The organism is Geodermatophilus saharensis (assembly GCF_900188205.1).
GTDB classification, from domain to species: Bacteria; Actinomycetota; Actinomycetes; order Mycobacteriales; family Geodermatophilaceae; genus Geodermatophilus; species Geodermatophilus saharensis.
This window is the reverse complement of sequence record NZ_FZOH01000001.1, coordinates 345,409-368,347: the sequence shown is the minus strand read 5'-3', so window position 1 is coordinate 368,347 and position 22,939 is coordinate 345,409. Positions and strand designations below refer to the sequence as shown.

21 protein-coding genes are annotated in these 22,939 nt (G+C 74.9%); 4 read left to right on the top strand and 17 right to left on the bottom strand.

Features of this window, described 5'->3' with window-relative positions; all coding sequences use genetic code 11:
* Position 1: 1 nt before the first annotated feature.
* The 4 genes from CHC04_RS01835 to CHC04_RS01820 form a co-directional block, all read right to left on the bottom strand.
* Positions 2-1,282, bottom strand: a complete 1,281-nt coding sequence (locus CHC04_RS01835) for an ABC transporter permease (protein WP_089402178.1) — start codon at positions 1,280-1,282, stop codon at positions 2-4.
* 55 nt (positions 1,283-1,337) lie between these two features.
* Positions 1,338-2,594: an ABC transporter permease gene (locus tag CHC04_RS01830; RefSeq protein ID WP_141233668.1), complete on the bottom strand. Its 1,257-nt coding sequence runs from the start codon at positions 2,592-2,594 to the stop codon at positions 1,338-1,340.
* Complete coding sequence (locus CHC04_RS01825; protein WP_089402177.1) at positions 2,591-4,195, bottom strand: ABC transporter ATP-binding protein; 1,605 nt, start codon at positions 4,193-4,195, stop codon at positions 2,591-2,593. The genes CHC04_RS01830 and CHC04_RS01825 overlap by 4 nt, the downstream gene beginning before the upstream one ends.
* Before the next feature lie 316 nt (positions 4,196-4,511).
* Positions 4,512-5,579, bottom strand: a complete 1,068-nt coding sequence (locus tag CHC04_RS01820) for a BMP family lipoprotein (protein ID WP_245816914.1) — start codon at positions 5,577-5,579, stop codon at positions 4,512-4,514.
* 262 nt (positions 5,580-5,841) lie between these two features.
* On the opposite strand from CHC04_RS01820, the gene CHC04_RS01815 reads away from it, so the two are divergent.
* A complete protein-coding gene (locus CHC04_RS01815; RefSeq protein WP_245816913.1) occupies positions 5,842-7,140 on the top strand; it encodes a D-alanyl-D-alanine carboxypeptidase family protein in 1,299 nt (432 codons plus the stop codon).
* Here the strand turns inward: CHC04_RS01815 and CHC04_RS01810 are convergent.
* The 4 genes from CHC04_RS01810 to hisC are packed head-to-tail and all read right to left on the bottom strand — an operon-like array spanning position 7,058 to position 10,900.
* Positions 7,058-8,092: a YihY/virulence factor BrkB family protein gene (locus CHC04_RS01810; protein ID WP_245816912.1), complete on the bottom strand. Its 1,035-nt coding sequence runs from the start codon at positions 8,090-8,092 to the stop codon at positions 7,058-7,060. The two genes, CHC04_RS01815 and CHC04_RS01810, sit on opposite strands and share 83 nt — an antisense overlap.
* Positions 8,093-8,129: 37 nt before the next feature.
* A complete protein-coding gene (locus CHC04_RS01805) occupies positions 8,130-8,705 on the bottom strand; it encodes a 2'-5' RNA ligase family protein (RefSeq protein ID WP_089402176.1) in 576 nt (191 codons plus the stop codon).
* Positions 8,702-9,739, bottom strand: a complete 1,038-nt coding sequence (gene trpS / locus CHC04_RS01800; RefSeq protein ID WP_089402175.1) for a tryptophan--tRNA ligase — start codon at positions 9,737-9,739, stop codon at positions 8,702-8,704. The genes CHC04_RS01805 and trpS overlap by 4 nt, the downstream gene beginning before the upstream one ends.
* Positions 9,740-9,754: 15 nt before the next feature.
* Complete coding sequence (hisC, locus tag CHC04_RS01795) at positions 9,755-10,900, bottom strand: histidinol-phosphate transaminase (RefSeq protein ID WP_245816911.1); 1,146 nt, start codon at positions 10,898-10,900, stop codon at positions 9,755-9,757.
* 59 nt (positions 10,901-10,959) lie between these two features.
* Between hisC and galE the strand changes: the two genes are divergently transcribed.
* A complete protein-coding gene (galE, locus tag CHC04_RS01790) occupies positions 10,960-11,922 on the top strand; it encodes a UDP-glucose 4-epimerase GalE (RefSeq protein ID WP_089402173.1) in 963 nt (320 codons plus the stop codon).
* Positions 11,923-11,985: 63 nt separating this feature from the next.
* Here the strand turns inward: galE and CHC04_RS01785 are convergent, their stop codons facing one another.
* A complete protein-coding gene (locus tag CHC04_RS01785; protein ID WP_089402172.1) occupies positions 11,986-13,305 on the bottom strand; it encodes a hemolysin family protein in 1,320 nt (439 codons plus the stop codon).
* 262 nt (positions 13,306-13,567) lie between these two features.
* Here CHC04_RS01785 and CHC04_RS24710 point away from each other — a divergent pair, with 262 nt between their 5' ends.
* Positions 13,568-14,641, top strand: a complete 1,074-nt coding sequence (locus CHC04_RS24710) for a CAP domain-containing protein (protein ID WP_245816910.1) — start codon at positions 13,568-13,570, stop codon at positions 14,639-14,641.
* Between the two features lie 76 nt (positions 14,642-14,717).
* Here CHC04_RS24710 and CHC04_RS01775 read toward each other — a convergent pair whose 3' ends face one another.
* From CHC04_RS01775 to CHC04_RS01755, 5 genes are all read right to left on the bottom strand, one after another.
* Positions 14,718-15,599, bottom strand: a complete 882-nt coding sequence (locus tag CHC04_RS01775; RefSeq protein ID WP_089402171.1) for an endonuclease domain-containing protein — start codon at positions 15,597-15,599, stop codon at positions 14,718-14,720.
* A 212-nt stretch (positions 15,600-15,811) separates the two neighbouring features.
* Positions 15,812-17,035, bottom strand: coding sequence for an NADP-dependent isocitrate dehydrogenase (locus CHC04_RS01770; protein WP_245816909.1), 1,224 nt, complete (start codon positions 17,033-17,035; stop codon positions 15,812-15,814).
* Positions 17,036-17,089: 54 nt separating this feature from the next.
* The gene (gene mdh / locus CHC04_RS01765) at positions 17,090-18,043 is read right to left on the bottom strand and encodes a malate dehydrogenase (protein ID WP_089402169.1); all 954 of its coding nucleotides are present in this window, start codon (positions 18,041-18,043) and stop codon (positions 17,090-17,092) included.
* Between the two features lie 51 nt (positions 18,044-18,094).
* A complete protein-coding gene (locus CHC04_RS01760; protein ID WP_089402168.1) occupies positions 18,095-18,394 on the bottom strand; it encodes a DUF3017 domain-containing protein in 300 nt (99 codons plus the stop codon).
* The gene (locus CHC04_RS01755; RefSeq protein ID WP_089402167.1) at positions 18,394-19,263 is read right to left on the bottom strand and encodes a bifunctional methylenetetrahydrofolate dehydrogenase/methenyltetrahydrofolate cyclohydrolase; all 870 of its coding nucleotides are present in this window, start codon (positions 19,261-19,263) and stop codon (positions 18,394-18,396) included. The genes CHC04_RS01760 and CHC04_RS01755 overlap by 1 nt, the downstream gene beginning before the upstream one ends.
* Positions 19,264-19,392: 129 nt before the next feature.
* Between CHC04_RS01755 and CHC04_RS01750 the strand changes: the two genes are divergently transcribed.
* Positions 19,393-20,019: a hypothetical protein gene (locus tag CHC04_RS01750; RefSeq protein WP_089402617.1), complete on the top strand. Its 627-nt coding sequence runs from the start codon at positions 19,393-19,395 to the stop codon at positions 20,017-20,019.
* Between the two features lie 66 nt (positions 20,020-20,085).
* Here the strand turns inward: CHC04_RS01750 and CHC04_RS01745 are convergent, their stop codons facing one another.
* The 3 genes from CHC04_RS01745 to purN are packed head-to-tail and all read right to left on the bottom strand — an operon-like array spanning position 20,086 to position 22,879.
* Positions 20,086-20,718: a pentapeptide repeat-containing protein gene (locus CHC04_RS01745; protein WP_089402166.1), complete on the bottom strand. Its 633-nt coding sequence runs from the start codon at positions 20,716-20,718 to the stop codon at positions 20,086-20,088.
* Positions 20,718-22,280, bottom strand: coding sequence for a bifunctional phosphoribosylaminoimidazolecarboxamide formyltransferase/IMP cyclohydrolase (gene purH, locus CHC04_RS01740; RefSeq protein ID WP_089402165.1), 1,563 nt, complete (start codon positions 22,278-22,280; stop codon positions 20,718-20,720). The genes CHC04_RS01745 and purH overlap by 1 nt, the downstream gene beginning before the upstream one ends.
* Positions 22,277-22,879, bottom strand: a complete 603-nt coding sequence (purN, locus tag CHC04_RS01735) for a phosphoribosylglycinamide formyltransferase (protein ID WP_089402164.1) — start codon at positions 22,877-22,879, stop codon at positions 22,277-22,279. The genes purH and purN overlap by 4 nt, the downstream gene beginning before the upstream one ends.
* Positions 22,880-22,939 lie beyond the last annotated feature (60 nt).

The window sequence follows — 22,939 nt, the reverse complement described above, 5'->3', positions numbered from 1 at the left end:
TCTAGTGCTCCCCTCTCCGGTAGACCAGTCCGTCGGCCTTGGGCATCCGCAGCCGTTGGGACGCCAGCGACAGGACCAGCAGCGTGGTCAGGTGCGGCGTGAACGAGACCAGGCCCGGCGGCAGCTCCTCGACCGTGAGGAAGGCGACCAGCGCGGCCACGGCGACGACGGCCGCGATGCCCGCCGTGAGCAGGTTCCCGCGCCGCGCCTGCACCAGGGCGAGCACCGCGAGCAGGATCGCGACCAGCAGGAACAGCGCGACGACGGCCGCCCGGCTGCGCAGCTGGAGCGCGTCGGTGAACCCGAACAGCCCGGCGCCCGCGGCCAGCCCGCCGGGCCGCCAGTTGCCGAAGATCAGCGCCGCGAGGCCGATGAACCCGCGCCCGTTGACCTGGCCCTCCCGGTAGATGCCGGCGATGAAGACGAGGAACACCCCGCCCAGGCCGGCCAGCGCGCCGGAGATGACCACCGCGACGTACTTGAGCCGGTAGACCGGGACGCCGAGGGAGTCGGCGGCGGCCGGGTTCTCGCCGCAGGAGCGCAGCCGCAGCCCGAAGGCGGTGCGCCACAGCAGCAGGTAGCTCGCCGGGACCAGCAGCACCGCGATGAGCGTGAGCAGGCCGATGCCGCTGGTCAGCCCGCGCAGGATGCCGGCGACGTCGCTGACCAGGAACCAGCCCTGCCGCTCCAGCGACCCGAGCAGGTCCGGGCCGGAGGAGAGCACCGGGACCGAGAACGTCGGCGGTGTGCCGTCGACCGGGGGCGACTGGGTGACGCCACCGCCGGCCGGGTTGTCGCTGTAGAGCGCCTCGGAGAGGAATCGCACGAACCCGGCGGCGAGGATGTTGATCGCCACGCCGGAGACGACGTGGTCGACGCCGAAGGTCACCGTGGCCACCGCGTGCAGCAGCCCGCCGAGGGCGCCGAAGAGCAGCCCGCCGACGACGGCGGCGCCCCAGCCCCACTGGTAGCCGGCGAACCCGGCACCCCAGGTGCCCAGGGTCATCATCCCGTCGAGGCCGATGTTGACCACGCCGGCGCGCTCGGAGAACAGGCCGCCGAGCGCCGCCAGCCCGATCGGCACGGCCAGCAACAGCGCCGCGGCCATCGTCGAGGAGCTGGTCAGCTGCTGCTCGCCGCTGATGACGCGCACGATCGAGACCAGCAGCACGACGCCGAGCAGCAGCCACAGCACGCGGCGGGACCGCCCGCCGCCGGTGAACAGGTCGGTCAGCCGGCCGCGGCTGGGCCGGGTCCCGGAGGGGGTCGCGACGGTGCTCATGCCGGGGTCCCCGCGGAAGCGCGGAGCGCCGGCGGAGCGCTCTCGTGGGGTGCGTTCATGCCCCGGTCTCCTGCCGCTCGTCGGAACGCTGCCCGGCTCCGGCCGTCCGGCTGACGCCGGCGCCGGTGCCCTCCCCGCCGTCGGCGGCGCCGCCGGTGGAGGCCGCACCCGAGGCGCTCTGGCCCGGGCCGGTGCTCCCGTCGCCGGCGACGATCGCGGGGACGGCCGACCCGCGCTCGGCGGCGCGGAGGGCCACCCGCCGGGCGATCTCGTTGGCGATCACCACGGCGAGCACGATCGTGCCCTGGATGATCGTGACCACCGACGCCGGGAAGTCCTGGATCTGCAGCGGGACCAGGGACCGGTCGAGGAAGGCGAACAGCAGCGCACCGAGCGCGATCCCGACCGGCTTGTTGCGGCCGAGCAGCGCCACGGCGATGCCGAGGAAGCCCAGCCCGGAGGTGAAGTCGGTGGTGTAGGCGTGGGTGGAGCCGAGCAGGTCGGGCATGCCGATGAGCCCGGCCACCGCGCCCGACAGCAGCATGGTCTTCACGACCATGCCCCGGGAGTCGACGCCGCTGGCGCTGGCCGCCGACGGCGACAGGCCGGCCGCCCGCAGGTCGAACCCGAAGCGGGTGCGGTTGAGCAGCACCGCGATCACCACGCCGACGACGACCGCCACCAGCAGGAAGCCGTAGAGCTGCCGCGGCGGGGTGGCCAGGCCCAGGGCGCCGAAGACGCCGTTGAGGCTGGGCATCCACCCCGACTCGGGGATCTCGGCGGTGGAGATGATCGAGGCGCCCTCGGGGCTCCCCCGCAGCGGGCCGGTGAGCAGGTAGGACGCGATGCCCAGCGCGATGACGTTGAGCATGATCGAGCTGATGACCTCGCTGACGCCGCGGGTCACCTTGAGCACCGCGACGAGCCCGGCCCAGAGCGCGGCCACGGCCATCGCCACGAGCACGATGAGCAGCACGTGCAGCGGCCCGGGCAGCGCGACCGCAGCCCCCACCCCGGCGGCGAGCACGGTGGCCAGCCGGTACTGGCCCTCGACGCCGATGTTGAACAGCCCCATGCGGAAGGCGATGGAGACGGCGAGGCCGGCGAGGAACAGCGGCACCGCGCGGTTGAGGATCACCACGATCGCGGTGGTCTGCTGGGCGGGCGTCTCGCCGAAGTCGAACATCACCTCGAACACCCGGAACGGGTTGACCTGCAGCGCGGCCATGACGGCCGAGGAGATGACGACCGCGACGACGATGGCCAGGACGGGGGCGAACAGCGCCAGCCCGATCCTCCGGAGGACGTTCACGCCGCACCCGCCGTCGTCCGGGCCCCGGTCATGTACCCGCCGAGCTCCTCAGGGGTCACCGACCGCGGGTCCAGGGTGGCGACCAGCCGCCCGCGCAGCATCACGTGCAGCGTGTCCGACAGGCCGATGAGCTCGTCGAGGTCGGCCGAGATCAGCAGGATCCCCATCCCCTCCGCACGCGCCTCCTCGAGCAGGCGCCAGATCGCACCCTGCGCGCCGACGTCGACGCCGCGGGTCGGGTGGGCGGCCAGCAGCAGCCGCGGCCGGGCGCTCATCTCGCGGCCGACGATGAGCTTCTGCTGGTTGCCGCCGGACAGCGCCACGGCCAGCGTGTCGGGGCCGGGCGCGCGGACGTCGTAGTCCTGCATGATCCGGGCGGTGTCGCTGCGCGCGCCGCGCCGGTCGATGAACGGGCCCTTCACCGCCGGGGGGCGGGTCTGGTGGCCCAGGATCCGGTTCTCCCAGAGCGGCGCGTCGAGCAGCATGCCCTGCCGGTGGCGGTCCTCGGGGATGAAGCCGAGGCCGGCCTCGCGGCGGGCCCGGGTGCTCCAGGCGGTGATGTCGTCACCGCCGAGCAGCACGGTCCCGGCGGCCAGGGAGCGCAGGCCCATGACGGCGTCGACGAGCTCGGCCTGGCCGTTGCCCTCGACGCCGGCGATGCCCACGACCTCGCCCTCGCGGACGGTCAGGGTGACGTCGTCGACCGGCGGGCGGCCGGTGGGCGCGGCGACGGTGACGTCGCGCAGCTGCAGCACCGGGGTCTCGCGGACCGTGGACGTGCGGGTCTCCGGCGAGGGCAGCTCGGTGCCGACCATCATCTCGGCGAGCTGGCGGGCCGTCGTCGTCTTCGGGTCGGCGGTGCCGACGGTGGTGCCGCGGCGGATGACGGTGATGGAGTCGGCCACCTTGCGCACCTCGTCGAGCTTGTGCGAGATGAAGATGACCGTCAGGCCCTCGCGCTTGAGCTCGGCGAGGTTGCCGAACAGCTCGTCGACCTCCTGCGGCACCAGCACCGCGGTCGGCTCGTCGAGGATCAGCGTGGTGGCGCCGCGGTAGAGGACCTTGGCGATCTCGACGCGCTGCCGGTCGCCGACGCCGAGGTCCTCCACCAGGACGTCGGGGTCGAGGCCCAGGGCGTAGGCGTCGGAGATCTCCCGGATGCGGCGGCGGGCCTCGGCGCGGTCGAGCCGGCCGCCCCTGGTCGGCTCGCTGCCCAGGACGACGTTCTCCAGGACGGTGAAGTAGTCGGCCAGCATGAAGTGCTGGTGGACCATGCCGATCCCGGCGGCGATCGCGTCTGCCGGGCTGCGGAAGTGCACCTCGCGCCCGTGCAGCAGGATCTGGCCCTCGTCGGGGCGGTGCATGCCGTAGAGGGTCTTCATCAGCGTCGACTTGCCGGCGCCGTTCTCGCCCACGATGGCGTGCACCTCGCCGCGCCGGACGCGCAGCTCGATGTCCTTGTTGGCGACCACGCCGGGGAAGCGCTTGGTGATGCCGCGCAGCTCGACGGCCAGCGGCACGGCCGTCCCGTCGCCGCCGCCGCCGGGGGCGCCCTTGCTCAGGCCGGCCGGCGTGCCCGCCGGGGTGCCTGCTGTGGCCATGGTGGGCCCTTCCTGCGTCGCTGCGGCCCGCGGGTGCGCGGGCTCGCGTCCACTCTGCTGCACCGGCGGCGCGGGATCGACCGCGTCCCCCGGCGACTGCTGACGTCGGTCCGCCGGGGCGCGGGCCCCGGCGGACGTCCGCACAGCATCCTCCCCGGTACCGGCGCCGGGCAGGGGTGCCCCTCGTCCCGCTCGGGGCCGGTCGCGGAGCCGGTCGGGGAGCGGGTGGCGGGACGGCGGCGGGCCCGGGGGCGCCTGTGCTCCCCCGGGCCCGCCGTCGTGCGTTCCGGTCAGCCGGCCCGGAGGCCGGCCGGCGTCACGGGGTCGTCGGGACCTCGATCTCGCCGTCGATGATCTGCTGCCGGTAGTCGTCGATCGTGTCCTGGATGTCGTCGATGAAGCCGCCCGAGGTGGACAGGCCGACACCCTCGGCAGCGAGGTCGTAGACGATGTCGCTGCCGCCCTCGACGCTGCCGTCGACGTAGGAGTCGATGAAGGCCGAGACGGCGTTGTCGACCCGCTTGAGCATCGAGGTCAGGATGACCGCCTGCAGGGCCGGGTCGTCGACGGTGTTGTACTGGTCGGAGTCGACGCCGATGGCGCGCTTGCCGGCCGCCGCGGCCGCCTGGAAGACGCCCAGACCCGAGCCGCCCGCCGCGTGGTAGACGATGTCGGCGCCGGCCTCGTACATGCCCTGGGCGACGAGCAGGCCGCGGTCGGGGGCGTTGAAGCCGGAGAAGTCACCGGCCGGCGAGATGTACTGCCGGTCGATGATGATCTGCGGGTTGACCGCCTGCGCACCGGCCACGTAGCCGGCCTCGAACTTCTGGATCAGCGGGGTCTCGACGCCGCCGACGAAGCCGATGTGGCCGGTCTCGGACTTGGTCGCGGCGGCGACGCCGGCCAGGAAGGAGCCCTGCTCCTCGCTGAACAGCAGGCCGGTGAGGTTGTCGGCACCGACCTCCTCGGCGGAGGAGTCGACGATGGCGAACGTCGTGTCCGGGTACTGCTCGACGACGTCGCCGATGACCTCGCCGTAGGCGAAGCCGACGGCGATGATCGGGTTGTAGCCCTCGTCGGCCAGCTGGGTCAGCAGGTCGGCGCGGTTGGAGGCGTCGGCGTTCGGGCTGAGGTCCTGGAACTCGCCGCCGTGCTCCTCGATGGCGGCCTCGACACCGGCGACCGCCGCGTCGTTGAACGACCGGTCACCGCGGCCACCGGTGTCGAACGCCAGGCCGATGCGCAGCTCGTCGCTGCCGCCACCGCCCCCGCCGCCGCTCCCGCTGCCGCCGCCGCTGCTGGACTCGTCGCTGGCACAGGCGGCCAGGGCCATGCTGCCGGCGAGCAGCAGCGCCGCCACCTTCGTCTTCCGCGCTCGGCGCAAGGGGCACTCCTTCCTGGGGGGAGCTCCGCAGGGACGGAGGGGAGCTCCCGTGGGTCCTGGTCGGTCACGCCCGGGAGCCCCGGCCCGGCCGGGGACGCCGGACGCGTCGACTGGGCACGCTAACCGCGCTCCCTGCCGACACCGCCCTCCCGGCGGCGGACCGAAATGGGATCGTTGCGAAGCGGCGGGCGGACGGACCCCGCGCCACCGCCCGGCGCGCCCGGGCCTCGGCAGCGCCCGCCGCCGCGGCTAGCGTCGTGCCGTGCGGCGGCTGGGGGGTGCGCGGCGCCCGGTGCGGGCGCTGCTGGGCGCGGTGGTGCTGGCCGTCGGGCTGGGCACCGGGCTGGGCGCCGGGACGGCGCCGGCGGCGGCCGCGCCCGCCTCGGACGCGCCGCGCCCCACGGTCGACCCGGCCGCCCCGACGCCCACCGCGCCGCTGCCCGGCGGCCCCCCGCAGGGGTACGGGCCCGGTGGCGTCACCGTGGGCGGCGAGGGTCTCGACACCCGCGGCACGGTCGTCGTCGACGGGGCCCCGCCACTGCCCGACGGGCTGGCCGCCGCGGGCTGGCTGGTGGCCGACGCCGGCACCGGCGACGTGCTGGCCGCCCGCGACCCGCACGGCCGCTACTACCCGGCGAGCACCCTCAAGACGCTGACGGTGCTGACGCTCTTCCACCGGCTGGACCCGGCGCAGGTCGTCGAGGGGACCGTCGAGGACGAGGCGGTGGAGGGCAGCCGGGTCGGCATGGTGGCCGGTGGCCGCTACCCGGTCTGGCTGCTGTTCCAGGCGCTGGTGATGCAGTCGGGCAACGACGCGGCGAACGCGCTGGCCCGCGCGGCCGGGGGCGCGGAGGCGACCGTGGCGGCGATGAACGCCCGCGCGCTGGAGATGGGGGCCTTCGACACGGTCGTGGGGACCCTCTCCGGGCTCGACGTCGCCGGGCAGTCCTCCTCGCCCTACGACCTCGCGCTGTTCTTCCGCGCGCTCGTCGCCGACCCGGCGACCGCGGCGGTCCTCACGACCCCGGTCGCGGAGATGCCCGGCGTGGAGGGCCGCTCGACCGGGTTCCAGATCCAGAACGAGAACCCGCTGGCGGACTACCCGGGCGGGCTGGGCGGCAAGACCGGCTTCACCGACGCCGCCCGGCACACCTTCGTCACCGCCGCCGAGCGCGACGGCCGGCGGCTGGTGGTCAGCGTCGTGGGCACCGAGAGCCGGCCGCTGCGGGCGGCCGACCAGGCCGCGCGGCTGCTCGACTGGGGCTTCGCCGTCCCGCCGTCGCTGGGCGGCGTCGGCCGGCTGGTGGACTCCGCGGCCGACGTCCCGGCCCCCGAGCCGACGGCGGACCCGACGCCGACCGCGCCGGGCGCGGTGGCCGCCGGGCCTCCCGCACCGGCCCCGAGGGCCGACGAGGGCCCGCCGGCCCTCGGCGCCGTGGCGCTGGGCGCGGCCGCCGTCGCGGTCGTCGCCGCCACGGTCATCGGCGTGCGGCGGGCCGTGCGCCCGACCCCGCCGGCACGGGGACCGGCCCGGCCGGGGCGGCGGAGGCCGCCGAGGTGAGGGACGGCAGGCTCGCCGTCCAGGCCGCGGTGAAGAACGCGAAGCGGGCGACCAGGTTGATCCACACGAGGATGCCGACCGCGCCGCCGAACGCCGAGGCGGTGACGCTGCCGCCGATCAGCGACAGGTAGAGGGTGCCGGCGAGCTTGAGCACCTCGAGGCCGGCGGCCCCGAAGAGCGCGCCGGGCAGCAGCCGCCGCAGCGGGGAGGAGGTCGAGGGGACCACCCGGAGCAGCCAGAGGAAGACCAGCACGTCGGTGAGGAGGGCCAGCGCCAGACCCAGCACGCTGGTGAGCACCCCGAGGCCGGGGACACCCTCCAGGCCCAGCAGGTCCAGGAACCAGGCCGTGGCGCGCGTGCCGACGCCGGTGAGCGTGAGGCTGACCAGCCCCACCACCCCGAGCAGCACCAGGGCCACGAGGTCCTGCAGGTTGTCGCGCCAGAACTCGGGCTCGTCGGCGCGGCCCTTCCAGATGAGCTCCATGCCGATGCGGAGCTTGTCCATGGCGCGCAGCCCGGCGTACACCACGCCCACGGCGCCGATCAGGCCGGTGAGGCCGGCCGCGTCCACCGCCGAGCGCAGCTCCCCGACGATCTGCTCGCCGGTCGAGCCGGGGAACGCCTCGCGGATCGCGCCGTAGAGCTCCTGCTGCAGCAGGGCGTCGCCGGACAGGACCAGCGCGATGCCCGAGGCGACCAGCAGCAGCACCGGGAACAGGCCGAGGAAGACGAAGTAGGTGACGCCCGCGGCCATGAGGTCGCCCTGGGTGCGGGTGTAGCGGCCGCCGGCCCGGGCCAGGTGGTCGAACCAGGGTGCCCGCCGGCGCAGCCGGTCCACCCGGGCGGTGGCCCCGGGACCGAGGCGGGCGACCTGGCCCCACACCCCGCGGGCGGTCCCGGCGACGCGCGCGGGTGCGCCCGGCCCCGACCGGTCGTCCCTGGCTGCACCCACCGGGCCCAGTCTGCGCCGGGGCCCCGCCGGCCGCAGGTCAGGAGCGGTAGGGCCGGCCGGTGAGGGGGTACTCGCGGGCGACGGTCCAGGTGCCGGCCTCCGTCTGCTCGAACTCGGTGAACGAGCCGACGCGGAACTCCGCGGAGAGGTCGGCCAGGCCGGAGTAGGCGAGGTCGAGCATGTCCTGCGGGACGTCGTGGGCCACGGTGACGTGCGGGTGGTAGGGGAAGGACAGGGTCCGGGCCAGCGGCCCGCTGCGCACGTCGGAGGCCAGCAGCTCGCAGTTGCCGATGCCCTTGGCGACGGCGACGAAGACGACGTCGCTGACCGGCGTGAACGTGCCGGTGCCCGACAGGTGCATCTCGAACGGCGGGTGGGCGGCGGCCACCCGAGCCAGGTGCTCGCTGATCGCCGGGCGGTCGGTCCAGGACACCTCGGTGGGCGGCAGCAGCGTCACGTGCGGCGGGACCATCGTGGCCTGCGCGTCGCCGACCTTCGTCCGCCAGTCGACGAGCAGCTGCCCCCACGGCTCGGGGACCGGCACCAGCACGCCGACGACGGCCGACCGCGGCGGCACCGTCCGGCTGCGCGGGACGAAGGTGTCGTCGTTCACGACACCGCTCCCGCGGGTGGCAGGAAGCCGACCTTCCCGTAGACGGTGCGCACCGTCTGCCCGGCGACCTCCCGGGCGCGGGCCGCGCCGGCGGCGAGCAACCGCTCGAGCTCGGCGCGGTCGTCGAGGAGCTCCTGGGTGCGGGCGCGCACCGGGACGACGAAGTCGGTGACGACCTCGGCGAGCTCCTTCTTCAGGTCGCCGTAGCCGCGGCCGGCGAAGTGCTCCTCCAGCTCGGCGACCGGGGTGCCCGACAGCGCGCTGTGGATGGCCAGCAGGTTGGTGACCCCGGGCTTGGCCACCGGGTCGGCGACCACCTCGCGGCCGGTGTCGGTGACCGCCGAGCGGATCTTCTTCGCCGTCACCTTCGGGTCGTCGAGCAGGAAGACGCAGCCGGCCGGCGGCAGGCTCTTGCTCATCTTCTTCTCCGGCGACTGCAGGTCGAGGATCTTCGCCGCACCCTGCGGGATGCGCGCGGCGGGCACGGTGAACGTCCGGCCGAAGCGGCCGTTGAAGCGGGTGGCGAGGTCGCGGGTGAGCTCGAGGTGCTGGCGCTGGTCCTCGCCCACCGGGACCTCGTCGGCCTGGTAGACGAGGATGTCGGCGGCCTGCAGGACCGGGTAGGTGAACAGCCCGACCGAGGAGCCGGCGGTGCCCTCGCGCTGGCTCTTGTCCTTGAACTGCGTCATCCGGCTGGCCTCGCCGAAGCGGGCCACGCACTCGAGCACCCACGACAGCTGCACGTGCTCGGGGACGTGGCTCTGCACGAACAGCGTGCTGCGCTGCGGGTCGACGCCGAGGGCCAGCAGCTGGGCGGCCGAGACCAGGCTGTTGCGCCGCAGCTCCTCGGGGTCCCAGTCCATGGTGATCGCGTGCAGGTCGACGACGCAGTAGAACGCCTCGGCGGTGTCCTGCAGCGCGACCCACTGCCGCAGCGCGCCGAGGTAGTTGCCGAGGTGGAAGGAGCCCGCTGTCGGCTGGATGCCGGAGAGGACACGGGGCGGTGACGTCGGGTGCTGCGGCACGACGGCCATCAAACCAGCCGCGGCTCAGCCGACCGGCGCGCCGCTGCGCACGTCGTCGGCCGCCGGAGCGGACACGCCGGGCAGGACGTCGTCGAGCGCGGCCAGGAACACGTCGTCCTCCTCGGGCGTGCCGACGGTGACCCGCAGGCCCTCGCCGGCGAAGGGCCGGGTGATGACCCCGCGGCCCTCCAGCGCCCGGGCCACCTCGGCGGTCGGCTCGCCCAGCGGCAGCCACACGAAGTTGGCCTGGCTGTCGGGGACCTCCAGCCCCCGGTCGCGCAGCGCGGCGGTGAGCCGGTCGCGCTCGGCGACGACGGCGGCCACCCGCCGGACGACCTCGTCGCTGCTCCGCAGCGCAGCGACGGCGGCCGCCTGCGCCATCGTGGAGACGCTGAAGGGCACGTGGGTGCGGCGGACGGCGTCGGCGACGGCGGGGTCCTCGGCGACGAGGTAGCCGACCCGCAGGCCGGCCAGACCCCACGCCTTGGAGAAGGTCCGCAGCACGGCCACGTTGGGCCGGCCGCGCATCAGCTCCAGCCCGTCGGGGACGTCGGGGTCGGTGACGAACTCGCGGTAGGCCTCGTCGAGGACGACCAGCACCGTGTCCGGCACCCGGTCGAGGAAGCGCTCGAGCGCCGCGCGGCGCACCGCCGTCCCGGTGGGGTTGTTCGGGTTGCACACGAACAGCAGCCGGGTGTCCTCGTCGACCGCGGCGGCCAGGCCGTCGAGGTCGTGGGTGTCGGCGGAGCCACCGGGCACCGACGGCACCAGCGGCACCTGGGTGCTGCGCGCCCCGGCCACCTGGGCGAGCAGCGGGTACATCTCGAACGAGCGCCAGGCGAAGGCGATCGCCGTCCCGGGGTCGTTGAACGACTGGGCCAGCTGCTGGCACAGCATCACCGCCCCGCAGCCGGGGACGACCTGGGCGGGGTCGACGCCGTAGTGGGCCGACAGTTCCGCGGTGAGGACCGCGGCGCCGTTGTCGGGATAGCGGTGGGTCTCGGCCGCCGTCGTCGCCAGCGCCTGGACGACGGCGGGCAGCGGCGGGAACGGGACCTCGTTGCTGGCCAGCTTGACGGCACGGTCGACACCGAGCTCCCGCGCCAGGTCGGCGGGGTTGCGTCCCGGCTTGTAGGCCGGCAGTGCCTGGACGGCCGGACGTGCACTCACCACGGGTCAGTCCTCCGGCGCGCCCGGTGCTCCCGGGCGCGGGCTCCTAGGGTGGCCCCATGCGCGTTCTCGTCGCCGGTGGGGCCGGCTACATCGGCAGCGTAGTCACCGCCGCTCTCCTGGAGGGCGGCCACGAGGTCACGGTGCTCGACGACCTGTCCACCGGGCACGCCGACGCCGTCCCGGAGGGCGCCCGGTTCGTGCAGGCGAGCCTGCAGGAGTCCGCCCCGGTGCTGGCCGAGGTGCGCCCCGAGGCGGTGCTGCACTTCGCGGCGAAGAGCCTGGTCGGCGAGTCGCAGGTGCGGCCGGAGCTCTACTGGGAGCACAACGTCGGCGGGTCGCTGGCGCTGCTGGAGGCGATGCGGGCGGCCGACTGCCGGCGGATCGTGTTCTCCTCCACCGCGGCCACCTACGGCGAGCCCGACCAGGTGCCGATCCCCGAGGACGCGCCCACGAGGCCGACCAACACCTACGGCGCCACGAAGCTCGCCGTCGACGCGATGCTCACCTCCTACGCCACCGCGTACGACTTCGCCGCGGTCAGCCTGCGGTACTTCAACGTGGCCGGCGCCGCGCACGGCCTGGGCGAGCGGCACACCACCGAGACCCACCTCATCCCGATCGCGCTGCAGGTGGCCGCCGGTCGGCGCGAGTCGATGACGATCTACGGCGAGGACTACCCGACGCCCGACGGCACCTGCATCCGCGACTACATCCACGTCTCCGACCTCGCCGACGCGCACCTGCTGGCGCTGACCGCGCCGGAGCCGGGCGAGCACCGGGTCTACAACCTGGGCAACGGCACCGGCTTCTCGGTTCAGCAGGTGGTCGACGCCGTCCGCGAGGTCACCGGGCACCCGGTGCCGGTGGAGGTCGGGGCGCGGCGGGCCGGCGACCCGGCGCAGCTGGTGGCCTCCAGCGACCGCATCCGCGCCGACCTGGGCTGGACGCCGCGCCACCCCGACCTGACCGGCATCGTGCGCGACGCCTGGGAGGTCGCCCAGGCCCGCAACGAGGCATAGCCGAAGGACCCTGCTGCCCCCCTCACCGCTCGCGAGCTCGCGGCGGGCCCTGCAGCAGGGCCGTCAGCCGGCCGAGGTGTCCTCCGCGGCCGGTGCGGGGTCGGGGGCGCGGCTGACCGACAGGCGCGCGATCCGCCGTCCGTCGAGCTCGGTGACGGTCAGCGTGCGGCCCTCGGCCTCCACGGTCGCGCCGACCTCGGGGATCCGGCCGAGCTCGGCGAGCACGAACCCGGCGACCGTCTCGTAGGGCCCCTCGGGCAGCCGCAGTCCCGTGGCCTCGGCGAAGTCCTCGAGGTTGAGCAGCCCGTCGACCTCGTGCGGGCCGTCGGGCCGTTCCTCGCCCTCGGGCGCGACCTCGTCGTCGTACTCGTCGTAGATCTCGCCGATGACCTCCTCGATGAGGTCCTCGAGGCTCACGATGCCGTCGGTGCCGCCGTACTCGTCGACCACGATCGCCAGGTGCTGGTTCTCCCGGCGCATCTCCGACAGGGCGGTGAGCACGCCCGCGGTCCCCGGCAGCCGCTTGACCTCGCGGGCCAGGTCGCCCACGGTGGCCGCCCGCCCGGCGGGGTGGGTGGGCAGCAGCAGGTCCCGCACGTGCACGAACCCGACGACGTCGTCCTGGTCCCGGCCGGTGACCGGGTAGCGCGACCAGCCGGACTCGGCGACCTGCCGAGCGGCGCGGCTGACCGTGGTCGAGGCGTCGAGGAACTCGACCTCGGTGCGCGGGGTCATCACCTCGCGCACCTCCCGGTCACCGGCACGGAACACCTCGTCGATGAGCTTGCGCTCGTCGCTGGTCAGCGACTCGTGGGCGGCGACGAGGTCGCGCAGCTCCTCCTGGCTGATCGCCTCGCCGCTGGCCTTCGGGTCGCCGCCGAGCAGCCGCACGAGCACGTTGGTCGACGCCGACAGCAGCCAGATGACCGGGCGGGAGAGCCGCGCGATGGTGTTCAGCGGCCGGGCCACCAGCAGCGCGAAGCCCTCGGCGCGCTGCAGCGCCAGCCGCTTGGGGGTCAGCTCCCCCACCACCAGCGACAGGTAGCTGATCAGGATCGTGACCACCACGAAGGCCAGCGGGTCGGCCAGCCCGGCCCGCAGACCCAGCCCCGTCAGCCACTCGGCGAGCGGCTGGGACAGCGTGCTGGCGCCGAAGGCCGCGGAGAAGAAGCCCGCGAGCGTGACGCCGACCTGGACGGCGGAGAGGAACCGGTTGGGGTCGCTGAGCAGCCGCTGCACCGCCCGGCCGCGGCGGCCGGCCTCGGCCAGTGCGCGGACCTGCGACTCCCGCAGGGAGACCAGGGCGATCTCGGCACCGGCGAAGAAGCCGCCGACCAGGACGAAGACGACGACCATGACGACGTTGAACCAGACGTCGCTCACCGCGGGGCTCCTCGCGTCTCGGGTGGGCGGGCGTGCCCATGCTCCCCGGCGGCGGGTCCGGAGCCGTCGCCGGGTGACACGGGAGGGGCGGGTGTGACCTCCGCCACGTCACCCTGTCGGGTGGCGCACGGCTACGGCTACTCTCGCCGAAGTCACAGATAGCGATATGTCGACTTCGTGAGGTAACTCCCCCGTGCGCCATCGCCGGTCTTCCCCGCCGCCGCCCGCCCGTCCCGCCACCCGGCGACGGGCGCTGCCACCCGTGCTGCGGGTCCTGCTCGGCCGCCGGGTGCTGCCGGTCCTGCTGGTCGCCGTGGTGGTCGGGGGCATCGTCCTCGCCGTCCCGCTGATGGCGGCCGGCCGGGGTGCGCTGTCGACGGCCGAGTCCGGGGTGACGTCGGCGGCGGGCGAGCCAGGCCCGCGCACCGGCGTGGTGACGATGGGCGTCGACGGCGAGCCGGTCGCGCCGGGGGTGCCCGGTGCTGCGGAGACCACCGGGAGCGGGCCCTCGACCGGTGCGTCACCGCAGGGCACGGCCGACGGGACGGCGCCGGGTGCGCGGTCGCCGGAGGGGTCCGCGGCCGCCGGCGCCCCGACGGAGGACGCCACGACCGAGGGCTCGTCAGCAGCGGGCCCGTCCAGCGGGGGCGACTCCCCCACGCAGGAGTCGTCCACGGCGGGCAGCCCGTCCTCCGCCGGGTCGTCGTCCGCGGGGTCGTCGCCCGCCGGGTCGTCGTCCGCGGAGGCCCCGTCCGGTGGGCCCTCGTCCGCCGGGGCACCGTCGGCCGGGTCGTCGTCGGCCGGGTCGTCGTCGGGCGGGTCGTCGTCCGCCGCGTCGTCGGCCGGGTCGTCCTCCGCGGGCTCGTCGGCCGCGGGGTCGCCGTCGGCCGCGCGGACCACCACCCAGGCGCCGGCCTCTGCCCGGTCGGCCCCCGCGCCGCAGACGTCCGCCCCCGCCTCGTCGGGGACGGAGGCCGCGGTGCTGGAGCTGGTGAACCAGGCCCGTGCGGCGGCCGGCTGCGGAGCCGTGCGGGCCGACGCGGCGCTGGCCGCGGTGGCCCGGGCCCACAGCGCCGACATGCGCGATCGCGGGTACTTCTCGCACACCACGCCCGAGGGACTCTCCCCCTTCGACCGGGCCGAGGCCGCCGGGATCACCCACGCGCGGGCGGAGAACATCGCCTACGGCCAGCCCGACCCCGCCGCCGTCATGGACGCCTGGATGAACAGCGCCGGGCACCGGGCGAACATCCTGAACTGCTCGCTGTCCACGCTCGGGGTGGGCGTCGCGGACGGGCCCGGCGGCCCGTGGTGGACCCAGCTCTTCGGCGCCTGACCGCCCGTCTCCGTGATCACCCCGGGTCCCGGGGCGCCTCGCTGACCCGGTGACCCCGTCCAGGACGAGGTGACCCTCACCGGACCAGTGCGCGAGCCAGGTCCGCGAGCAGGACGTCGGGTCGGCGGAGGTCGCCCCTGGTCACGAACTGGACCCGCCAGTCGGCGGCCATGAGGCCGTTGAGCCGACGCCGGTCCCTGGGCAGCTGGTCGGGAGCACCGTGCCAGGCCCCGTCGTACTCCAGCGCGAGCCGGCGCTCCGGCCAGGCGAAGTCCACCCGTGCGACGAAGCGCCCGCCGGACCGGACGTCGAACTGCGCCACCGGGAGGGGCAGACCCGACCTGTGCAGGAGCAGCCTCAGCCGGGTCTCCGGTGGTGACTCGGCGAGCCCGTCGGCCAGCCCGGCGGCCCGGCGAGCACGTGCGCTGCCGCGGCACCGGGGCAGCGCCTCCACCGCGGCTCGCACGTCATCGAGGCCCACGACCCGCGCGCAGACGAGCTGGTCGAGCAGGACGACGGCCTCGTCGGTCCCGTCACGCCGGACGAGGTCGACCGCCGTCCGCACGCGGTCGGTCCACCGCAGCCACGGCCCACGCCGGACGACTGCCCCGTCCAGATCGGCGCTGCGCACGGCGACACCGGGACCGGGGCTCCACCGCGTTCCGGGCGGCACCACCACCTCGACCGGGTCCTCCGCCGTCGCGAGTCCGCCGGCACCCCAGAGCACCGCCGCGGTGAGCCCGCCCAGCGCAGCCGAGCGTGGCATCACCAGGGCGACCCCACGCGCGAGGACCAGGTGATCGACCGGCAGCGTCGCGTCGGCGTAGACGTCGCGGCGCAGCCGGCGCCAGGCGGTGCTGCGCAGCTCGTCCTTCGTGAGGACCCCTGCCCCCACCGCCCACGTGCCGCGGAAGACCCGCCCGTGGAGCACCGGGGGACGACGGGGCGCGACAGCCACCGGTGGAGCCTGCCCTCCCTGGCGGCCTGCTGCGCCGGCTGTCCACAGGCATGATCACCTCGGCTCGGGCAGGCCGACGACGGCCGGGAGGCCCCGCTGCACCCGAGGTGATCACCACGGACGCGCAGCAGGGCGACCACCCCCGGACGCACGGCGGCCCCCTCACCGCGGAGGTGAGGGGGCCGCCGGGCGCAGCGAGCGTCAGGCCGTCGTCAGGCCATCGCCTTCTGCAGGTTGGTGTCGATGGCCGCCAGGAAGTCCTGGGTGGTCAGCCACGGCTGGTCCTTGCTGATCAGCAGCGCGAGGTCCTTGGTCATCTGACCGCCTTCGACGGTGTCGATGCAGACCTTCTCGAGGGTCTCGGCGAACCGGGTGACCTCGGGGGTCTCGTCGAGCTTGCCGCGGTGGGCCAGGCCCCGGGTCCAGGCGAAGATCGACGCGATGGGGTTGGTCGAGGTCTCCTTGCCCTGCTGGTGCTGGCGGTAGTGCCGGGTCACCGTGCCGTGGGCGGCCTCGGCCTCGACGGTGCGGCCGTCGGGGGTCATCAGCACCGACGTCATGAGGCCGAGCGAGCCGAAACCCTGGGCGACGGTGTCGGACTGGACGTCGCCGTCGTAGTTCTTGCACGCCCAGACGTAGCCGCCCTCCCACTTGAGGGACGCGGCGACCATGTCGTCGATGAGCCGGTGCTCGTAGGTGATCCCGGCCTGCTCGAACCGGTCCTTGAACTCGGCCTCGAAGACCTCGGCGAAGATGTCCTTGAAGCGGCCGTCGTAGGCCTTGAGGATCGTGTTCTTCGTCGACAGGTACACCGGGTAACCGCGCTGCAGGCCGTAGTTCATCGAGGCGCGGGCGAAGTCGCGGATCGACTCGTCGAGGTTGTACATCGCCAGCGCGACGCCCGCGCCGGGCGCCTGGAAGACCTCGTGCTCGATCGGCGCGGAGCCGTCCTTCGGCGTGAAGGTCACCGTCAGGGTGCCCTCGCCGGGGAAGCGGAAGTCGGTGGCGCGGTACTGGTCACCGAAGGCGTGACGGCCGACGATGATCGGCTTGGTCCAGCCCGGCACCAGCCGCGGCACGTTCTGCATGATGATCGGCTCGCGGAAGATGACGCCGCCGAGGATGTTGCGGATCGTCCCGTTCGGGGACCGCCACATCTTCTTCAGGCCGAACTCCTCGACCCGCGCCTCGTCCGGGGTGATGGTGGCGCACTTGACGCCCACGCCGTGCTTCTTGATCGCGTTGGCGGAGTCGACGGTGACCTGGTCGTCGGTGGCGTCGCGGTGCTCGATGCCCAGGTCGTAGTACTCCAGGTTGACGTCGAGGTACGGCAGGATCAGCTGGTCCTTGATGAACTGCCAGATGATCCGGGTCATCTCGTCGCCGTCGAGCTCGACGACGGTGCCCTCGACCTTGATCTTGCTCACGTCAGACATTCCCTCTCTTGCAGCTCCGGCCCGTCGGGCCGGAAGTCGGACGGCCGGCGCCGCTCACAGCTCGGCGACGTCGGCCTGCTTGGCGCGCACGGCCTCGGCCGCCTCGCGCAGGCCGGCCAGCTCGCTCTCGGTCAGGTCCCCCTCGACGACGCGGCGCACACCCTGGCGCCCGATCTCGGCCTCCACGCCGAGGTAGACACCGGCGATCCCGTACTCGCCGTCGACCCAGGCGCACACCGGCATGACCGCGCCGGAGTCCTCCATGACGGCGCGGGCCATGCGCGCCGCGGCCGCCGACGGGGCGTAGTAGGCCGAGCCGGTCTTGAGCAGGGCCACGACCTCGGCCCCGCCGTTGCGGGTGCGCTGCACCAGGTGCTCGATCCGGTCGGCGGCCAGCACGTCGGCCAGCGGCTTGCCGTCGACGGTGCAGCGCGAGGGCACCGGCACCATCGTGTCGCCGTGCGAGCCGAGGGTCAGCGTCCGCACCGAGGAGACGGGGACGCCGAGCTCCTCGGCGACGTTGTTGCTGAACCGGGCGGTGTCGAGCATCCCGGCCTGGCCCATCACCCGCTCCTTCGGGAAGCCGGTGGCGAGCTGCGCGAGGGCGGTCATCTCGTCGAGCGGGTTGGACACCACGATGACGACGGCGTCCGGTGAGCTCTGCGCGACGTTCTCGGCCACCTGCCGGACGATCTTCGCGTTGGTCTCGATGAGGTCCATGCGGCTCATGCCCGGCTTGCGGGGCAGGCCGGCCGTGATCACCACGACGTCGGAGCCCTCGGTGCCCTCGTAGGACCCCCCGCCGACGCCGACCACCCGCGTCTCGAAGCCCTCGATGGGACGTGACTGGTTGATGTCGAGGGCCAGACCCTCGGGCTTGCCCTCCACGATGTCGGTGAGCACGACGGTCTCGAAGACGTCGTACTCCGCCAGTCGCAGGGCGGTGGTGGAGCCGTAGAAGCCGGCACCGACGACGGTGACCTTGCCGTTCCTGGGCTGCTCTGCCATGGCCGTCAACCTAGACCGGCGCCCCGGTCCCCGCGCCCGCGGGCCGGGAGCTCAGCTGTCGGGCACCACGATGCTCAGCACCGCCACCGCGGCCCCGGCACCGGCCATGAGGACGACGTCGACCGGCCGGCTGCGCACCGCGAGGAAGCCCACCCGGCGGACGGGCAGGACCAGCCGCAGCACGCCGCCCGCGACGAGGGCCAGCCCGACGACCAGCAGCCCCCGCCGCCAGTGCTCCAGCGCCACCATCCCGAGGCCCACCGCGACCACCACCAGCACCGCGAACAGCGGCAGCTGGCGCAGCAGGCCGGCCAGGAACGGCCGGCGGGTGTACAGCGGCGGGCGGCTCATCAGGCGCGGAGCGCCTCGGCCGCGGCGGCCCGCTCGGCGGCCAGGACCACGTTCTGCAGCAGCATCGCCCGGGTCATCGGCCCGACCCCGCCCGGGTTGGGGGCGACGTGCCCCGCGACCTCGACCACGTCCTTCGCGACGTCGCCGGCGATCTTCCCGTCGACCCGGCTGACCCCGACGTCGAGCACCGCGGCGCCGGGCCGGACCACGGCGGCGGTGACCAGTCCCGGCACGCCGGCCGCGGCGACGACGACGTCGGCGCGGCGCAGGTGCCCGGCGAGGTCGCGGGTGCCGGTGTGGCACAGGGTCACCGTGGCGTTCTCGGTGCGGCGGGTGAGCAGCAGCCCCAGCGGGCGGCCGACGGTGATCCCCCGGCCGACGACGACGACCTCGGCGCCGGCGATCGGGACGTCGTAGCGGCGCAGCAGCTCGACGATGCCGACCGGCGTGCACGGCAGCGCCCCGGGCACGTTGAGGACCAGCCGGCCGAGGTTGACCGGGTGCAGGCCGTCGGCGTCCTTGGCGGGGTCGATCGCCTCGAGGACGGTGTACTCGTCGACCTGGCGCGGCAGCGGCAGCTGGACGATGTAGCCGGTGCAGGCGGGGTCGGCGTTGAGCTCCTCGACGACGGCGAGCACGTCGGCGAGCGTGGCGGTGGCCGGCAGCTCCCGCTGGATGCTGGCGATGCCGACCTGCGCGCAGTCGGAGTGCTTGGCGTTGACGTACCAGCGGCTGCCCGGGTCGTCACCGACCAGCAGCGTGCCCAGACCCGGCCGGTGCCCGGCCGCCGTCAGGGCCGCGACCCGGGCGGTGAGCTCCTGGCGGATCGTGGCTGCCGTGGCCTTGCCGTCGAGGATGGTCGCGGGCACCTCGACAGTGTGCCGGAGGCGTCGCCGGAGGCGTCGCCGGAGGCGTCGCCGGAGGCGTCGCCGGAGGGGCCCCGCCGGCCCTACGCTGCGGCCGAGGAGCCCCCCACGGCCGACCCGTCTGGAGTGCAGATGACCGAGCGCGACCCGTCCACCCGCGCGGTGCCCGCGGGGCGGCCGGACGACTGGCGCGAGCAGACGACGCCGGGGATCCCCGCGGTGGGGGGCGCCTCGGCGGCCGCGCCGGGCGGGTACGGCCAGCCGGGCTGGGGGCAGGCCCCGCCGACGCAGCCGGGCTACTCCACCAAGCCGGTGGCGGTGCGCGGACCCGCCTCGCTGGCCGGGCTGCTGCTCATCCTCGCCGGTATCGCGGCCGCCGTCAGCCTGGCGCTGCGCTGGCTCACCGAGGACAACGACATCGGCTGGGACCTGGTGCGCCGCGGCTTCGACGACCTCGGCAGCGGGTTCGGCACGCTGGTCGACACCGGCTTCTGGCAGCCGCTGGCGGTGGTGCTCGGCGGCGGGGTGCTGTTCGTGCTCGGCATCCTGATGTGGCTGCCGGCCCGCACGCACCGCTTCCTCGGCGTGCTGGCCCTGGCCGTCAGCGGGCTGGCGATCGCCGCGGTGCTGGTGCCCCTGGCGTCGGAGGAGTGGGACGTGTCGGCGTTCCGGCTCGGGTTCTGGTTCGCCTGCGCCGTCGGCGTCCTCGGCCTGCTCGGCGCCCTGAAGGCGATGCTCACCGGCCCGAAGTACCGCTGACCGGTCCGTGCACCTCCGCGGGCGTGCCCGGACCCGGCGGGCGCTTCCGCGGACGTGCGCAGGGGGTCAGCCGTCGACGAGGGCCCCGTGGGCGACGGCTACCTGCACCGCCTGCACCAGATCGAGCCGGACGCCGGTCAGGTCGACCGCCCGCCACGGCCAGGCCTCGGTGGTCGCGCCCCGCAGGTCGGTGCCGCGCAGCCTCGTGCCCTGCACGCGGGCGCGGTCGAGGTCGGCGCCGGTCAGGTCGCACTCGCGCAGGTCGGCGTCGGTGAGGTCGGCCTCGCGGAACCGCTGACCGGACAGGTCGCTGCCGGAGAGGTCCACCCCGCGCAGCGACGTCCAGCTCCAGTCGGAGTCGGCGCTGGTCAGCGGCCGCAGCGTGGCGCCCGGGAACTGCGAGCCGGTGAGCTTGCAGCCGTCCCAGACGACGTCGATGAGCCGGGCGCGGTCGAACCGGCAGGACAGGAACGCGCTGCCGCGGTGCCGGGAACCGCTCATCCGCACCCCGGTCAGCACGCAGGAGTCGAACACGCAGCGGCGGGTGACCAGCTCGGTGAGGTCGGCGTCGTCGAACCGGCAGTGGGTGAAGGTGACGCCGTCGAGCTCGGCCCCCCACCAGTCGACCCGGGCGAGGTCGGCGTCGACGACCTCGGCGCCGGCCTCCGGGGGACGGACGTGCGGGCGGGTGCCCGCCATCAGTGGGCGAAGTGGCGGGTGCCGGTGAGGTACAGCGGGACGCCGGCCGCGCGCGCCGCCGCCACGACCTCCTCGTCGCGCACCGACCCGCCCGGCTGGACCACCGCGCGCACCCCGGCGTCGAGCAGCACCTGCAGGCCGTCGGCGAAGGGGAAGAACGCGTCGGAGGCGGCCACCGAGCCGGCGGCCCGCTCCCCCGCCCGCGCGACGGCCAGCCGGGCGGAGTCCACCCGGTTCACCTGCCCCATGCCGACGCCCACCGTGGCCTTGTCGTGGGCCAGCAGGATCGCGTTGCTCTTCACCGCGCGGACGCTGCGCCAGGCGAACACCAGGTCGTCGAGGCCCGCGGGGTCCAGCGGCTCGCCGGCGGCGAGGGTCCAGGTGGTGGGGTCGTCCCCGGCGCCGCCGATGCGGTCGGTGGTCTGCAGGAGCAGCCCGCCGGTGACCGGCCGCATCTCGACCTGCGGCTGCGCCGCCTCGGGCAGCCGCAGCAGCCGGATGTTCTTCTTCGCCGTCAGCACCTCGACGGCGTCGGCGGTGAACGACGGCGCGACGACGACCTCGGTGAACACGCCGGCGACCTGCTCGGCCATCGCCAGGTCGACCTCGCGGTTGGCCGCGATCACCCCGCCGAACGCCGAGACCGGGTCGCAGGCGTGCGCCTTGCGGTGGGCGGCGGCGACGTCGGTGCCGACGGCGATCCCGCACGGGTTGGCGTGCTTGACGATCGCGACGCACGGGTCGTTGTGGTCGTGCGCGGCCCGCCAGGCGGCGTCGGTGTCGACGTAGTTGTTGTAGGACATCTGCTTGCCGTGCAGCTGCTCGGCGTGCGCCAGCCCGGGCTGCCCGCCGCGGTAGAGCGCCGCCCGCTGGTGCGGGTTCTCGCCGTAGCGCAGCACGTCGGCCCGCTCCCACGACGCGGCCAGCCAGCCGGGGAAACCGCTGCCGTCGTCGTCCGGGGCGAGCACGTTGCCCATCCACGAGGCGACGGCGATGTCGTAGCCGGCGGTGTGCCGGAACGCGGCGGCGGCCAGCCGCTGCCGCTGGTCGAGGGAGAAACCGCCGCCCGCCACCGCCTCGAGCACGTCGCCGTAGCGGGCCGGGTCGACGACGACGGCGACCGACGGGTGGTTCTTCGCCGCCGCGCGCACCATCGCCGGGCCGCCGATGTCGATCTGCTCGACGCACTCGTCGGGCGTCGCACCCGAGGCCACCGTCTCCGGAAACGGGTAGAGGTTGACCACGACGAGGTCGAACGGCGCGATGCCCAGCTCGGCGAGCTGCCGCACGTGCTCGGGCCGGCGCCGGTCGGCCAGGATGCCGGCGTGCACCGCCGGGTGCAGCGTCTTCACCCGCCCGTCGAGGCACTCGGGGAACCCGGTGACCTCCTCGACCGGGGTCACCGGGACGCCGGCCGCCGCGATGCGCCGCGCGGTGGCGCCGGTGCTGACCAGCTCCACCCCGGCGTCGGCCAGGCCGCGGGCGAGCTCCTCGACGCCGGTCTTGTCGTAGACGCCGAGCAGCGCGCGCCGGACGGGGACGCGGTCGTCGGTCTCGCTCACTGGGGCTCCTCCGTCCCGGTGACGAGTCGCGCCACCGTCTCCACCAGGAGCGTGCGCTCCACGGCCTTGATCCGTTCGTGCAGGCGGCCCTCGTCGTCGCCGGGCAGCACCGCGACCTCCCGCTGGGCCAGCACCGGGCCGGTGTCCACGCCGGCGTCGACCAGGTGCACGGTGCTGCCGGTGACCGCCACGCCGGCCGCCAGCGCGTCGCGGACGGCGTGCGCGCCGGGGAAGGCCGGCAGCAGCGCGGGGTGGGTGTTGAGCAGCCGCCCCTCGTACCGGGCCAGGACGGCGGGGCCGACGATCCTCATGAACCCCGCGGAGACCACCCAGTCGGGGCGGTGGGCGGCGAGGGCGTCGGCGAGGGCGGCGTCCCACGCGCCCCGGTCGGGGAAGTCGCGCAGCCGCACGGTGAACGTCGGCAGGCCGCGCCGGCGGGCGTGCGCCAGACCGGCGGCGTCGCGGTCGCTGCCGACGGCGACCACCTCGGCCGGGTAGCCGGGGTCGTCGGCGGCGTCCAGCAGCGACGCGCACAGCGACCCGGTGCCCGACAGCAGCACCACGAGCCTCGCCCTCGCGGCAGGGACGACGGCCGGCACGTCGCCGATCCTAGGAGCCGCCCCCGGCGAGGACGCGTGCACTTCCGCGGAAGTGCCCGG